The organism is Collinsella sp. 4_8_47FAA (assembly GCF_000763055.1).
GTDB lineage: Bacteria > Actinomycetota > Coriobacteriia > Coriobacteriales > Coriobacteriaceae > Collinsella.
The window spans coordinates 153,168-167,562 of sequence record NZ_KN214136.1; the positions used below are offsets into that span (position 1 = coordinate 153,168).

Annotated in this window: 10 protein-coding genes and 2 tRNA genes; all 12 read left to right on the forward strand. The window is 63.7% G+C overall.

The annotated features are described in order from the left end of the window. Window positions 1-28: 28 nt before the first annotated feature. The 12 genes from selA to clpX all read left to right on the forward strand — a co-directional run bounded on the left by selA (window position 29) and on the right by clpX (window position 14,274). Complete coding sequence (selA, locus tag HMPREF9463_RS07060) at window positions 29-1,486, forward strand: L-seryl-tRNA(Sec) selenium transferase (RefSeq protein WP_052044136.1); 1,458 nt, start codon at window positions 29-31, stop codon at window positions 1,484-1,486. Beyond that, window positions 1,483-3,450, forward strand: coding sequence for a selenocysteine-specific translation elongation factor (selB, locus tag HMPREF9463_RS07065; protein ID WP_052044137.1), 1,968 nt, complete (start codon window positions 1,483-1,485; stop codon window positions 3,448-3,450). Before selA ends, selB begins: the two co-directional genes overlap by 4 nt. A gap of 136 nt (window positions 3,451-3,586) precedes the next feature. Next, window positions 3,587-3,683: transfer RNA gene (locus tag HMPREF9463_RS10930), tRNA-Sec, on the forward strand. 154 nt (window positions 3,684-3,837) lie between these two features. Next, on the forward strand, window positions 3,838-4,470 hold the full coding sequence (locus HMPREF9463_RS07070; protein ID WP_198019951.1) for a molybdenum cofactor guanylyltransferase: 633 nt from the start codon (window positions 3,838-3,840) through the stop codon (window positions 4,468-4,470). 15 nt (window positions 4,471-4,485) lie between these two features. Then, window positions 4,486-4,881: a putative Se/S carrier protein gene (locus tag HMPREF9463_RS10485; protein ID WP_052044139.1), complete on the forward strand. Its 396-nt coding sequence runs from the start codon at window positions 4,486-4,488 to the stop codon at window positions 4,879-4,881. A gap of 257 nt (window positions 4,882-5,138) precedes the next feature. Continuing rightward, window positions 5,139-6,494, forward strand: coding sequence for an NADP-specific glutamate dehydrogenase (gdhA, locus tag HMPREF9463_RS07080; RefSeq protein WP_035138052.1), 1,356 nt, complete (start codon window positions 5,139-5,141; stop codon window positions 6,492-6,494). A gap of 242 nt (window positions 6,495-6,736) precedes the next feature. Then, window positions 6,737-7,639 (forward strand): FAD binding domain-containing protein, encoded by a 903-nt coding sequence (locus tag HMPREF9463_RS07085; protein WP_198019952.1) that lies wholly within the window; start codon window positions 6,737-6,739, stop codon window positions 7,637-7,639. Next, the gene (locus tag HMPREF9463_RS07090) at window positions 7,639-10,470 is read left to right on the forward strand and encodes a molybdopterin-dependent oxidoreductase (protein ID WP_084591828.1); all 2,832 of its coding nucleotides are present in this window, start codon (window positions 7,639-7,641) and stop codon (window positions 10,468-10,470) included. Before HMPREF9463_RS07085 ends, HMPREF9463_RS07090 begins: the two co-directional genes overlap by 1 nt. A gap of 139 nt (window positions 10,471-10,609) precedes the next feature. Further along, window positions 10,610-10,693 (forward strand) — tRNA-Leu (locus tag HMPREF9463_RS07095). Between the two features lie 90 nt (window positions 10,694-10,783). Further along, the gene (gene tig, locus HMPREF9463_RS07100; RefSeq protein ID WP_035138054.1) at window positions 10,784-12,082 is read left to right on the forward strand and encodes a trigger factor; all 1,299 of its coding nucleotides are present in this window, start codon (window positions 10,784-10,786) and stop codon (window positions 12,080-12,082) included. A 163-nt stretch (window positions 12,083-12,245) separates the two neighbouring features. Next, complete coding sequence (locus tag HMPREF9463_RS07105) at window positions 12,246-12,866, forward strand: ATP-dependent Clp protease proteolytic subunit (RefSeq protein WP_022095182.1); 621 nt, start codon at window positions 12,246-12,248, stop codon at window positions 12,864-12,866. A gap of 1 nt (window position 12,867) precedes the next feature. Further along, a complete protein-coding gene (gene clpX / locus HMPREF9463_RS07110; protein WP_052044141.1) occupies window positions 12,868-14,274 on the forward strand; it encodes an ATP-dependent Clp protease ATP-binding subunit ClpX in 1,407 nt (468 codons plus the stop codon). Window positions 14,275-14,395 lie beyond the last annotated feature (121 nt).

Here is a 14,395-nt window from a genome sequence, read left to right on the forward strand (position 1 = left end):
GATCCACGTTTCTTTTGAAAGGCCGCACATGAGCGATAGCCAGAACATGTCCGATGAGGTGCGCGCCCGCCTGCGCGCCATTCCCTCCGTCAACGAGCTGCTTGCCGAGTGGCCGGTGGTGAAGGCGGCGGGGGAGACCTGCGACGCGGTGGTGCATGCCGCCGTCACGGCCGAGCTCGACGAGGAGCGCGCAGCCATTCGCGCCGGTGCCGCCCCACGCTCTAAGCGTGACTTGGCCTCGGCGATCGAGTGGCGTGCGCATCGCTCCGCACTGCCGAGCCTGCGCCCTGCCGTCAACGCTACGGGCGTGGTCATCCATACCAACTTGGGCCGCGCCCCGCTTGCGGAGTCGGCCGCCAAGGCCGTGGCCGAGGTCGCGCGCGGCTACAGCACGCTCGAGTACAGCGTGGACACCTGCTCGCGCGGATCGCGCAAAGAGCATGCCGCGCAGCTCATCCGCTCGCTTACCGGAGCCGAGGATGCGCTGGTCGTTAATAATAACGCGGCCGCCGTGCTGTTGGTGCTGGCGACCCATGCCGCAGGCAAGGAGGTCATCGTCAGCCGCGGCGAGCTTGTCGAGATCGGCGGCAGCTTCCGTATCCCCGATGTTATGGAGGCCTCGGGTGCCAAGCTCGTTGAGGTCGGGGCCACCAACCGCACGCATTTGAGCGACTACGAGCGCGCCATTACGCCCGATACGGCAATGATCCTCAAGGTCCATCCTTCCAACTATCGCATCGAGGGTTTTCACGAGGAAGTGGGCTCTCGGGAGCTTGCGGCGCTTGCTCACAAGCATGGCCTGCTGTTCTACGAGGACCAGGGCTCGGGCGCGCTGTTGCCCGACGATATCTTGGTGCGCGGCGGCGAAGAAACCACGCCGGCTTCGGTTTCGGCGGGGCTCGATCTGGTGTCGTGCTCGGGCGATAAACTGCTCGGTGCAGCACAGGCGGGCATCATCATGGGCCGTCGTGACCTGGTCCAGGCCTGTGGGTCACATCCGCTTATGCGCGCCCTGCGCCCGGGCAAACTGGCTCTGTCGGCGCTCGAGGCCACGCTGCGTATCTACATGGACGGCGCTGATGTTGCCCATCGCGATATTCCGGTGCTCAGCATGCTTACGCTGCCGCAGGCCCATTTGGAGCGACGTGCCCGTAAGCTGCGCGATCGTATGGTCGCCGGGCTCGATAAGGCTGGTTGCCCGCGCGCCATTCAGGTGGAGATCGTCGAGGAGTCGTCGACTCCTGGCGGCGGCTCGCTGCCTACCGTCGAGCTGCCCACGATGTGCGTGGCCGTCTGCCCGGTCGACGGGCGCCTGTCCCTCGACGCGCTCAAGCGCTCTCTCGTCCAAGACTTCGATACGCCGGTCGTCACGCGCGCCTCGCACGACCGCATTCTGTTTGATGTACGCACGCTCGTGGGCGACCGCGATATCGAGACGGCGGCATCGACGCTCGTCGCGTGCGTTGAGAAGGCGATTGCTCGATGAGTGAGGTTCAAGTGCTGGCGGAGTGTCCCGTTATCGTGGGTACGGCGGGCCATGTCGACCACGGTAAGTCGGCGCTCATCGAGGCGCTGACGGGTAAAAACCCCGACCGTCTGGAGGTTGAGCGCCGCCGCGGCATGACCGTTGAGCTTGGCTTTGGCGAGCTGGCGCTGCCGAGTGGCAAGATCGTTGGCCTGGTCGACGTGCCGGGCCATGCGCATTACCTGCGCGCCATGGTGCAGGGTACCACGGGTATCGACGTGGCCGTGCTGGTGGTCTCTGCCGTTGAGGGCGTAATGCCGCAGACCCGCGAGCACGTGCATGTGCTGGAGCTGCTGGGCGTTACGCATATGGTGGTCGCGCTGACGATGTGCGACCTGGCCGATAGCGAAATGATTGAGCTGGCCGAGCTCGATGTCGATGACTTTTTGTCGGGTACTGTGTTTGCGGGCGCGCCAATTGTGCCCGTGTCGTCTAAGACGGGCGAGGGGATTGACGGGCTGCTTGCGGTGCTCGACGAGCAGGTGGGTGTCTGCTGGGATACCTGTCGCGAGCGTGCCGAGCGAAGCGATGCCGCGCCGCGCCTGCCGATTGACCGCTGCTTTACGATCAAGGGCGCCGGCACCGTCGTGACGGGAACGCTGCACGATGCGCCGGTTGCGGTGGGCGACGAGCTGATGGCTTTGCCGTCGCGTACGGTCTGCCGTGTCCGCGGGATTCAGGTGCATGGCGATACGCCGCGCGCGCTGCCTGGGCAACGCGTGGCGCTCAACCTGGTTGGTGACGGTGTCGCGGCGCTTGACCGTGGCGAGATGCTGGGCGTGGCGGACCGCTTTGGTCAGACGTTGCGCTTTATGATGACGTTCACCTACCTGGGTCGCGAGGGTGCCAAGCCGCGCGTGCTCGAGTCGGGCGCGCGTGTGCACGTGATGGCGGGTACAGCCGAGGTTGTCGGCCGCATCATGCTTTTGGAGGGTGAGGCCCCCATTGCGGTGGGCGAGACCCGTACAGTGCAGGTGCGCTTGGAGGAGCCACTGCCGCTGCGAGCCGGAGACCATGCTGTGGTGCTGTCGTATTCGCCCGTCATGCTCATTGGCGGCGGGCGTGTGCTGCTTTCGCGTTGCCGTCGTTCGCGCGAGCTTACCGAAGGAGAGCGTGCGCTGTATGTTGCGCTTGAGGCCGGCGATACCGCCGCTGGTGTTGAGGCGTGGCTGGCGCTGCAGACGTTGCCGGTCGTGGCTGCCGACGTTGCCGCGGCGCTGGATCTTGTTTCCGGTGGAGTCGATGCCGCGCTGAACGAGTTGGTGGCGCGAGGTGCTGTGTGCGAGCTTGCCGGCTCGGATGGCTCGCTGTATGCAGATTCTTCCGCGCTCGACGCAGCGATGGATGCCCTTGCGGCGACCCTGTCAGCCATGCACGCGGCGGCTCCCAAGGAGACGGGCTTTACGCCCGGCGCCGTTGCCCATGCTGCGTGGCCTGCCGCTGATGAAGGCGTTGCCTCGGCTCTGATTGCCGAGGGCTGCTCGCGCGGCGTGTGCGCCGCCGTGGGCGCCGAGGTATTCGATCCGCATTCGGCCGCCGCGGCGGCACGCGTGGTGCGAGAGGCTTGCGAGCGGATCGTCGCGCTACTTGACGAGGCCGGCCTGGATGCACCGGCGCTTCCCGAGGTGGGCGAACAGCTGCAGCTCGGCCGCGACACCATGACGCGTGCCCTGCGCGAGCTTTCGCTCAACCGCTCGATCGTTAAGGTCGAGCGCGACGTTGCCCTGTCCGCTGCCGCCGAGGCCCATGCGCGCGAGCTTGTTGCCGCTGCCATTGAGACAGCCGGTGGCGCTGCGACCACGAGCGTGCTGCGCGAGGCCCTGGGTGTGTCGCGCAAACGTGCCATCAGCATCTTGGAGCACCTAGATGCCGTGCGCTTTACGGTGCTCGACAAGGATGCCGGTGGCCTGAGGTCCCTACGCTAGCCTACCCTTATCAGTTGCGGTGAAATAGTTCCTGTTTTCCGGTTTAGATGCCTCTTCCCGGAACTATTCCACCGCAACTTCTTGCTTGTCTTTTTGGGATGGGGCCTGCTCGGTTTGGTAAAATACCTCCGCACTTGGGAACGGATGGGCTCCGGTGGGCTCCGCGGTCCTCAAAACCGTTGCGAGGCGTGCAAAACGTCTTGGATGTGTTCGATTCACATACGTTCCCGCCATACGCTACCAGCGCTTTTGTGCTCGCGGTCTTGCTGCGTGCCGCAAAGGCGCTGTTTTGTTTTTGCACGAGCTTTTCGTAGCGCCGCTATTTCGGCGGCTGTATTTAGCTTCGTGCATCGGGTTTCGAGCATGCCGATGGAGGTGTTTTGCCGTATGACTACCGTAAGACGGGTCGATCTTTCTTGCGTCGTCCAAGCGGGCGGGCTGTCCTCACGCATGGGCCGCGATAAGGCGCGCATGACGTTTTGCGGCGAACCGCTCATCGAGCGCGTGCTGGGTCGGCTGGCGACAGTTGCCGGCGAGTTGGTCGTGACGACTTCGCGCCCCAGCGAGCTTGCCTATCTTGAGGAGCGCACGTTTGGCGGTCTGGTGCCGCGAATAGTGTCGGACCTTGAGGGGCCGGCGGGTGCCATGCGCGGCATCGCGAGCTCGTTGGCCGCGGCGCGATTGCCGTTCGTGGCGATCGTCGCCTGCGATATGCCGTTTGTCTCGCCGGAACTCATCGGCGCGCTCGCCGATCGTGTTGAGGCCGAGGCGCTCGACGTGTGCGTGCCGTGCGAGGAGCGGGGGATTGAGCCGCTTTGCGCCGTCTGGCGTCGTGACGCGTGTGCGCCGGCCGCCCATGAGCTGCTCGCCTGCGACCGCCAGCGCATTCGCTGCCTGATCAATCGCGTTCAGGCTGGTTATATGGATGAACCGCAGATCGTTAAGGTCGCGGGCTCGACGCTCTGCTTCGAGAACGTCAATACGCCCGAGGAGTTTTCGGCGGCCGAGTTACTCGCCTAGACGATTGGAGTTGCCATGTCTCACGATATTTGTCCCGACACGGGAGAGCCTTGCACTTGCGACGGGTCCGAACACTGTACCTGCGGTTGCGGTGGCTGTGGACATACCACGGAAGAGGAGGCGGCCGCCGCGGCGTATCGCGAGGCACACCTCGAAGGCCCGTCCGGTGATGCCCTCGACCACGAGCGCAAGATTATCGTGTCGTTTGACAGCACCTTCGATGTGATGGAATGCGAGCAGCTGTGCCTTGCCGCCGGTGTGCCCGGGCGCATCATGCCGCTGCCCGGCTCCATCACCGCCGGCTGCGGGCTGTGCTGGGCCATGCCGTTCTCGGGCGATGCACTCGCCGCCTTCCGCGCTGCCACCGAAGGCCGCATAACCCCCGCCGACTACCATCAGCTCGTCCTCTAACCGCCAACATCACCACAAAGGTGCCTGTCCCCAATGTGGTGGTTTGGAACACGTGGACGAAACAGGTTTGAAACACGGGTTTTGCACGTCAGGCTCTCAAAAACGCTTCTACCTGCATCGTAATCAAAACGAAACATCTGCCCGTCGGCTTATGCGAAACTTTGCTGCAACAGTGCGATATTATCCATACTCGATAAAGTTCACGGCGCATAGGGTGCCGCGACCAACATTTTTCGTTTCCCATCATTGGAGGAAGCATGAGCTACACGCAGAAAGTTCTCGAAGAGCTCAAGGCCCGCTATCCCGAGCAGCCTGAGTTCATCCAGGCCGCGACCGAGATCCTCGGCACCATCCAGCCGGCGCTCGACGCCCACCCCGAGTACGAGGAGGCCGCCCTGCTGGAGCGCCTCGTCGAGCCCGAGCGTATCGTCATGTTCCGTGTTCCCTGGGTCGACGACCAGGGCAAGGTTCAGGTCAATCGCGGTTACCGTGTCGAGTTCAACTCTGCCATTGGACCCTACAAGGGCGGCCTGCGCTTTAACCCGACGGTCACCCTGGGCATGCTCAAGTTCCTGGGCCTGGAGCAGATCCTCAAGAACAGCCTGACCACCCTTCCCATGGGCGGCGGCAAGGGCGGTTCCGACTTTGACCCCAAGGGCAAGTCCAACAACGAGATCATGCACTTCTGCCAGTCCTTCATGACCGAGCTCTATCGCCACATTGGCCCCAACACCGACGTTCCCGCCGGCGACCTGGGCGTTGGCGGCCGCGAGGTTGCCTACCTGTTCGGTCAGTACAAGCGCCTGACCAACGAGTGGACCGGCGTCCTCACTGGCAAGGGCCTCTCCTTTGGCGGTTCGCTCGCCCGTACCGAGGCCACCGGCTACGGCCTGGTCTACTTTGTGGACGAGTACCTCAAGAGCCGCGGTGACTCCTTCGAGGGCAAGAACGTCGTCGTTCACGGTTCCGGTAACGTCGCCATCTACGCCGTCCAGAAGGTCGCCCAGCTCGGCGGCAAGGTGCTCGCCTGCTCCGATACCCACGGCTGGGTCGAGGATCCCGACGGCATCGACTACACCGTGCTCGAGCATGTCTACAACAAGAAGCGCTCCGGCCACGACAAGGGCGTCACGCTCGCTATGTACGTCGACGAGAAACCCAATGCCACGTGGCACGAGGGTGACGGCCGTGGCGTGTGGCGGCTGCCTTGCGACATCGCGCTGCCCTGTGCTCGTGAGAACACGCTGCTGCTCGAGGACGCCCAGGCACTCGTCGCCAACGGCTGCAAGGTGGTCGGCGAGGGCGCAAACATGCCCACGACCATCGAGGCCACGACCTACTTCCAGGAGAACGGCGTCGCCTTTATGCCCGGTAAGGCTGCCAACGCCGGCGGTGTTCTCGTGTCCGGCCTGGAGATGAGCCAGAACGCCGAGCACCTGTCCTGGACCTTCGAGGAGGTCGACGGCAAGCTCGAGCAGCTCATGCGTGGCATGTTCCACAACGTGGACGACACCGCCAAGGAGTACGGCCAGGAGGGCAACTTCGTCATGGGCGCCAACATCGCCGGCTTCCTGAAGGTCGCCGACGCTATGCTCGCCCAGGGCGTCTGCTAAATCTTCGCTCGACATAGCATGTGATGAGGCTCCCAGCCATTCCGGCTGGGAGCCTTTTCTATCCCGGAGGACTCCTCATAACTTGCGGTGAAATACGGACTGTTTTGCGTTCCAGAACGGCTAATCAGTCTGTATATCACCGCAAGTTATGGATGGGTGGGTGGATTTTGTCCTAAAACGGTGTGCGGCCCCTCGTTTGGTACACTTAAAGGTACTGGACAAGTGAAGAGATGGGGGAGAACGTGCTCAAGTTCGGTACCTACGTCCGTGTTGGAAACGCGGCCGAAGCCTATGAGCTCTTACAGAAGAACCGCAACAACAAGATTGTGGGCGGCGGCATCTGGATGCGCCTGGGTTCGCGTCGTGTGGCGACGGCGATTGACCTTTCGGCCTGCGGACTCGATCAGATCGAGGAGACCGAGACCGAGTTTCGCATCGGTGCCATGTGTACCCTGCGCCAGCTCGAGCGTCATGCCGGGCTCAACGCGCTTGTCAACCATGTCTTTGAGTTTGCCGTCCACGATATCGTGGGCGTGCAGCTGCGCAATACCGCCACGGTTGGCGGAAGCATCTACGGCCGCTTTGGCTTCTCGGACGTTCTCTCCGCCTTTCTCGCGCTCGATTCCTATGTTGAGCTGACGGGCGCCGGCCGCGTGCCGCTCGCGGAGTTCGTGGACATGGGCTATGTGCGCGACGTGATCGAGCATGTCGTGGTCGTCAAGCACGATTACCGCGCGAGCTACGAGGCCGTGCGCAAGGCCGCGACCGATTTCCCCTCCTTAAACGTCACCGCTGCCTGGTGGGACAACAGCTGGCATGTCACCGTGGGTGCCCGTCCGCTGCGCGCGACCTTGCTGCAGGGCGAGGCGTGTGGCCTTTCCGGCGAGCAGCCTTCCGAGGACGAGCTGCGCGCCCTGGCCGCATCAGTGCGCGCGCTGAGCTACGGCACCAACCTGTGGGGCTCGGCCGACTACCGCCGCCGCATCTCGGCCCCGCTGGCGATTCAGGCCGTGCGTCGCGCTGCCGGCATCGAGCTTTCGGCCGCGCTTGCCCGCGAGCTCGAGACCGTGCAGATCCCTAAGTTCGCCACGGACGAGTATTCCTGCCGCCGCGTGCCCGGCGTCGATTCTAGCGAGGTGCGCTAATGGCTGCCAAACTCATCGATCTTTCCTTTACGCTCAACGGTCGCAAGGTCAAGGTTCAGATTGCCCCCGATACCATGCTCTTTTCGCTTTTGCGTGAGCAGGGTTGCGCGTCGGTGCGCTGTGCCTGCGAAACCACCAACTGCGGTCTGTGCACGGTGTGGCTCGATGGCGACCCGGTGCTGAGCTGCTCGGTTCCCGCCGCCCGTGTTGAGGGCCGCTCCATCACCACGCTCGAGGGCCTCAAGGCCGAGTCCGAGGCACTGGCCCGTGCGATGGCTGCCGAAGGCGCCGAGCAGTGCGGTTTTTGCGCCCCCGGCCTTATCATGAACGTGCTGGCGCTTGCCCGCGCCGCCAAGGAGGACCCGAGCCTCGTCGCCACTCGCGAGGAGCTCTCGCGCCAGCTCGCCGGCAACCTCTGCCGTTGCAGCGGCTACGAGAGCCAGCTGCGCGCCATCGTCCGCTTCCTTAACGAGTCCGGCGTGCGGGTGGGCTTTGAGATGCCCGAACTGCCGGTCAACGATACCAGCTGCGACGGCGTCACCTACAAGCAGATTACCCACAAGCTGCCCAAGAAGGACTCGAAGGCGCTGCTCGAGGGGCGTCCCGTCTACACGGGCGACCTGGTGCCCGCCGGCGCCCTGATCGTCAAGCTCAAGCGCAGCCCGTATGCCCGCGCCAAGATCCGCTCCATCGATACGTCGCGCGCCCTGAAGGTGCCCGGCGTGGTGGGCGTCTACACTTACGAGGACGTGCCCAAGCGCCGCTTTACCATCGCCGGCCAGAGCTACCCACAGCCTTCGCCCTACGACCGCCTGATCCTCGAGAACCTCGTGCGCTACCAAAACGAGGAGGTGGCGATCGTCGCCGCCGAGACCGAGGAGGCCGCCGACAGGGCGCTCAAGCTCATCAAGGTCGACTACGAGGTGCTCGAGCCGCTGCTCGACTTTACCCAGGCACTCGATAACGACATCGTGGTTCACCCCGAGGGCGACGTGACCTTTATGTTCCCGCAGGGCGGGGATGTCTCGCGCAACCTGGTGTGCAGCGGTACCAGCGACTTTGGCGATTTGGACGAGGCCTTCGCCCAGAGCGACATCGTCTTCACCCGCACCTACACCAGCCAGGCCACCCAGACCGCGCCCATGGAGACCTTCCGTGCCTTCGCGACGACCGACGCCTTCGGCCGCATCTCGGTGACCACCTCGACGCAGGTGCCCTTCCACGTGCGCCGCATGGTCGCGCAGTCGCTCGATATTCCGCAGTCGCAGGTGCAGGTCATTAAGCCGCGCATCGGCGGCGGCTTTGGCTCCAAGCAGACGGGCTGCTGCGAGATCTTCGTGGCGTTCGTTACCCAGCAGACCGGCCGTCCGAGCTACTGCTGCTACACCCGCGAGGAGACCATCACCGCGGGCAATTCGCGCCATCAGATGCAGATGACCGTTAAGCTGGGCGCCATGAACGACGGCACCATCACGGCCATCGATCTGCACACGCTGTCCAACGCCGGCGCGTACGGCGAGCACGCTACCACGACGATCGGCCTTTCGGGCCACAAGAGCCTGCCTATCTACAACCATGTGAAGGCGAGCCGCTTTAGCTGGGACGCCGTCTACACCAATACCAACCGCGGCGGCGCGTATCGTGGCTACGGTGCCACCCAGGGCCAGTTTGCCGTGGAGAGTGCCGTCAACGAGCTCGCCGACATGCTGCACATGGACCCCGCCGACCTGCGCCTTAAGAACATTGTGCGCGAGGGCGAAATCATGCCGCAGTACTACAACGAGAAGCTCAACGCCTGCGCGCTCGACCGCTGCCTGCTGCGTGCGATGGACATGATCGGTTGGCGCGACAAGCCGCTGGCTGTGGACCTGGGCGACCGCGTGCGCGCTCTGGGCTGCGCGCTCACCATGCAGGGCTCGGGCATCTCCAACGTGGACATTGCCGGCATCGACATGCGTCTGGAGGAGGACGGCTTCATTACCATCGGCACCGGCGCCACCGATAACGGCATGGGCGTCGACACGATCCTGGCGCAGATTGCCGCCGAGGAGCTGGGCGTGGAGAGTTCGATGATCGTGGTGCGCGGCGTGGACACCGATGTGTCGCCGTTTGACGCCGGCTCGTACGCGAGCTCGGGTACGTACGTGACGGGCCTGGCCGCCAAGAACGCCGCGACCGAGCTGCGCGAGAAGATCTGCGCCAAGGCCGCCCAGATGTGGGACGTGGACGCCGCCGATGTGGTCTTCGATGGCCAGTACGTGCGTCTGTCCGACGAGCGTGCCGCCCGCGAGCAGAACCGCTACCTCACGCTGCGCGACTTTGCCAACCTGTGCGTCAAGAACATCGCGGGCGGCGACGCGCTCACCTCGCATGCCTCTGCCTGCCTGCCCGTTTCGCCTCCGCCGTTTATGGCCGGTATTGCCGAGGTCGAGGTCGACAAGGCCACCGGCAAGGTGACTGTGGTGGACTACGCGGCGGCTGTGGACTGCGGCACCGTGATCAACGAGGCGCTCGCACGCGTCCAGGCCGAGGGCGGCATTGCCCAGGGCATCGGTCACGCGCTCTACGAGATCGTCGAGCACGATGACCGCGGCCGCCTGCGTACCGGCAACTTTATGAGCTACAAGCTGCCCACACGTCTGGATATCGGCAGCATTCGCGTGGCCTTTGAGCCGAGCTACGAGCCGACGGGTCCGTTTGGCGCCAAGTCGATCGGCGAGGTCGTCATCAACACGCCGCTCGCCGCCGTGGCCTCGGCCGTGGCACACGCCACCGGACATCAGGTTCGCTCGCTGCCCATCACGCCCGAGAAAGCCCTGCTGGGGGAGTAGCGGGGCAGCGAACAGTCGTAATGGGCGGGGCGGGGCAACTCGCCCCGCCTTTTGCACTCGTGGTGAGGTCGTGAGCCTGTAAAACGTGTGCGTGCGCTTGACGTTCGTATCTGCTATCATTCCTAGTCTGTGCGCTCATGCGGGCGTGGCGGAATTGGTAGACGCGCCAGATTTAGGTTCTGGTGGGATTCCCGTGAAGGTTCGAGTCCTTTCGCCCGCACCATCGCACCTGCGTCGGCCCTGGCCGTCGCGACACTTTGTTGCATAAAGGTACCAGCACCTCAGATAAGCTGGGCAGTATGAGGAGGAACTGTTGAACATCACCGCTTCTGACGTCAAGGACGCCAAGCTCACCGCTACGGTCACCATCCCGGCCGCCGACGTCGACGCCGCGATCAAGAAGGCCTACAAGGACACCGCCAAGAAGTACCGCTTCCCGGGCTTCCGCGCCGGTAAGGCTCCCCGTCCGGTCATCGACTCTGCTCTTGGCGCCGAGGCTACCCTCGCTCAGGCCACCAACGACCTGATCGCCGCCAACGAGCCCGCCGTCCTCAACGAGCTGGACATCGTCCCCACCAAGAATGGTGACTACAAGGACCTCGACCTCGCCAAGGATCACGAGGACTACACCTACACGGTCGAGTTCTCCCTGCGTCCCGCCGCTGAGCTCTCCTCCTTCGACGCCGTCGAGATCGAGATGCCCCCTGCGGAGGTCACCGAGTCCGAGATCAACAACCAGGTCGAGATGCTCCTCAACTACCGCGCCACCTTCGAGGACGTCGAGGGTCGCGCCGTTGAGGCAGACGACTATGTGACCGTCGACCTCAAGGCCGTTGAGAACGCCGACAACTTCGCCGCCGAGGGCCGCATGCTCATCGCCGGTAGCGACAGCAACCCCAAGGAGTTCAACGAGGCCCTGATCGGCGCTAACGTTGACGATGTCAAGACCGTCACCTGGACCGACGAGGTCGAGGAGGGCGAGGAGGCCGAGACCCACACCGTCGAGGTCACCGTCAAGGGCATCAAGGTCCGCAACACCCCCGAGCTCACCGACGAGCTCGTCAAGTCCGACTTTGGCTTCGACAGCATCGAGGCCATGCGCGACGCCATCAAGATCGAGATCGAGCAGGACAAGGCTTCCCGCCTCCCGGCCGAGAAGGAGAACCGTTGCGTCTCCGCTCTCGCCGAGCGCCTGCAGCTCGACGAGATGGATGCCGACTACGAGCAGTCCGTCTTTGAGGAGCTTGGCCAGAACTTCCTGTCCAACCTCGCTGCCCGCGGCATGACCCTGGACACCTGGCTGCCCGCTTCCGGTCTGACCATGGAGCAGTTCATCGGCGACCTGCACAAGCAGGCCAACGACGTTGCCCGTGAGTCCCTGGCTCTGGACGCCCTCGCCCGCGAGCTCAAGATCGAGGTCACCGAGGACGACATCAACGCCGAGTTCGAGAAGGCCGGCGTCAAGGACGTCGAGGCTTCCAAGGCCGAGTTCATCGCCGATGGCCGCATGCCTGCCGTCCGCGAGTCCATCCGTCGCTCCAAGGCCGTCGACCACCTGGTCGAGAACGCCAAGGTGACCGAGGTCGACGAGACCGCCAAGGACGCCGAGTAATTCTCGCCACCTTGCCCGCGAGCGCATGCGTGCGCCCGTGATGGGGTAAAGTTATACACCGGTTATCCGGTTGCTTCGTACGGTGCCAGCCAATGCATAGCATGCGGGCACCGTACGTTTATCTAGAACCAATTTGGTCCGCAAGAGAGAAATGGAGATGCGTATGATCGCCAAGTTCGATTCCGCCCTCGTGCCATACGTTATCGAGCAGACGCCGCGCGGCGAGCGCAGCTACGATATCTATTCGCGCCTGCTCAACGACCGTATCATCTTCTTGGGCGAGGAGATCAACTCCGTCAGCGCCAACCTGGTCGTTGCCCAGCTGCTGCATCTTGAGAGCCAGGATGCCGAGAAGGATATTTCGCTCTACATCAATTCGCCCGGCGGCGAGGTCTACTCCGGCCTGGCGATTCTGGACACCATGAACTTTATTAAGCCGCAGGTCTCCACCATCTGCGTCGGCATGGCCGCGTCCATGGCCGCCGTGCTGCTTTCGGCCGGCGCCAAGGGCAAGCGCTTCTGCCTGCCGCACTCCAAGGTCATGATTCACCAGCCCAGCGGCGGTGCCCAGGGCCAGCAGACCGAGATTGAGATTGTGGCCGAGGAGATCAAGAAGACCCGTCGCGAGCTCAACCAGATCCTGTCCGACGCCTCGGGCCAGCCTATCGAGAAGGTCCAGGCCGACACCGAGCGCGACAACTACCTGACCGCTGCCGAGGCCCTCGACTACGGCCTGATCGACCGTATCGTCACCTCGCGCGACCTCGCCGCGAAGGACGCCTAGGATGGCAGGTAACATGCAGGACAACTTTGACGAGAACGGCAACCCCATTCGCTGCTCCTTCTGCGGTAAAGAGCAGGGCCAGGTCCGTCGTCTCGTAAAGGGCCCGACCAACATCTTTATCTGCGACGAGTGCGTCGCCGCCTGCTCCGAGATCCTTGAGGAGTCGCTGGCTTCGGACTTTATGGACGCTGCCCGCAACGGCAATCTCCCGGGTTTCCTCAACGACCACGGCCAGGCTGCGTCCCAGCCCGCCGTTGACCCCGAGGCCGAGGGCTTTGAGCTTGAGGACGACCGTCAGGTCATCACGCACGTGCCGACGCCGCACGAGATCTATGACGAGCTTTCGGCCTATGTTATGGGGCAGGAGGACGCCAAGCGCGCCATGTCGGTTGCCGTGTACAACCACTACCGTCGCGTGATCGAGGGCGGTGCCGCGGTGTCCGCCTTTGATGACGACATGGGCTCGCAGTTCGACGACGATATGGACGAGGTAGAGCTCGCCAAGTCCAACATCTTGCTGCTCGGTCCCACCGGTACCGGTAAGACCCTGCTCGCCCAGACGCTCGCGCGCATCCTCGAGGTGCCGTTTGCCATCGCCGACGCTACCGCGCTTACCGAGGCCGGCTACGTGGGCGAGGATGTGGAGAACATCCTGCTCAAGCTCATCAACGCCGCCGATGGCGATATCGAGCGCGCGCAGGTCGGCATTATCTACGTGGATGAGATCGACAAGATCGCCCGCAAGGCTGAGAACCTCTCCATTACCCGCGATGTTTCGGGCGAGGGCGTTCAGCAGGCGCTGCTTAAGATTCTTGAGGGCACGGTGGCCAGCGTTCCGCCCACCGGCGGCCGCAAGCATCCCCAGCAGGAGCTGCTGCAGATCGATACGACCAACATCCTGTTCATCTGCGGCGGTGCCTTTGTGGGTCTGGATAAGATCATCGCCGATCGCGTGGGCAACAAGGGCGTGGGCTTTAACTCCGAGATCGCCGGCCCCACCTCGGTCGACGAGAACGACCTGCTGCGTCAGGTGCTCCCGCAGGACCTCAACGCCTTTGGCATGATTCCCGAGTTCGTGGGACGTACGCCCGTCGTCACCCAGACGCAGGCGCTCGACGAGGACGACCTGGTGTCGATCCTGACCGAGCCCAAGAACGCTGTGGTGCGTCAGTACCGCAAGATGTTCCAGCTCGAGGACGTTGAGCTTGAGTTTGAGGACGCCGCCCTGCACGAGATCGCCCGCATGGCGCTTGCCCGCAAGACCGGCGCCCGCGGCCTGCGTTCCATCTGCGAGGACGTGCTTCAGCAGACGATGTTCGACCTCCCCAGCGAGGAGGGCGTTTCCAAGGTCATCGTGACCGAAGCCTCCGTAAAGGGCGAAGAACAGCCCCAACGCATCTACGGGTAAACCAGCCAAAAACGTGTTTGCTAATAGCCTCCGACCACCCGCGGTCGGAGGCTATTTTATATATGCGCAATAACCCCAACTACCTGTGCTATTCTGTGTGTTTGTTTAAGCCTCGGCGAAG

Excerpts from the sequence above, each read along its gene's own strand:
- selB (WP_052044137.1), top strand. The coding sequence starts at position 1,483 with ATGAGTGAGGTTCAAGTGCTGGCGGAGTGTCCCGTTATCGTGGGTACG.
- HMPREF9463_RS07070 (WP_198019951.1), top strand. The coding sequence starts at position 3,838 with ATGACTACCGTAAGACGGGTCGATCTTTCTTGCGTCGTCCAAGCGGGC.
- selA (WP_052044136.1), top strand. The coding sequence starts at position 29 with ATGAGCGATAGCCAGAACATGTCCGATGAGGTGCGCGCCCGCCTGCGC.
- clpX (WP_052044141.1), top strand. The coding sequence starts at position 12,868 with ATGGCAGGTAACATGCAGGACAACTTTGACGAGAACGGCAACCCCATT.
- HMPREF9463_RS10485 (WP_052044139.1), top strand. The coding sequence starts at position 4,486 with ATGTCTCACGATATTTGTCCCGACACGGGAGAGCCTTGCACTTGCGAC.
- HMPREF9463_RS07090 (WP_084591828.1), top strand. The coding sequence starts at position 7,639 with ATGGCTGCCAAACTCATCGATCTTTCCTTTACGCTCAACGGTCGCAAG.
- gdhA (WP_035138052.1), top strand. The coding sequence starts at position 5,139 with ATGAGCTACACGCAGAAAGTTCTCGAAGAGCTCAAGGCCCGCTATCCC.
- HMPREF9463_RS07105 (WP_022095182.1), top strand. The coding sequence starts at position 12,246 with ATGATCGCCAAGTTCGATTCCGCCCTCGTGCCATACGTTATCGAGCAG.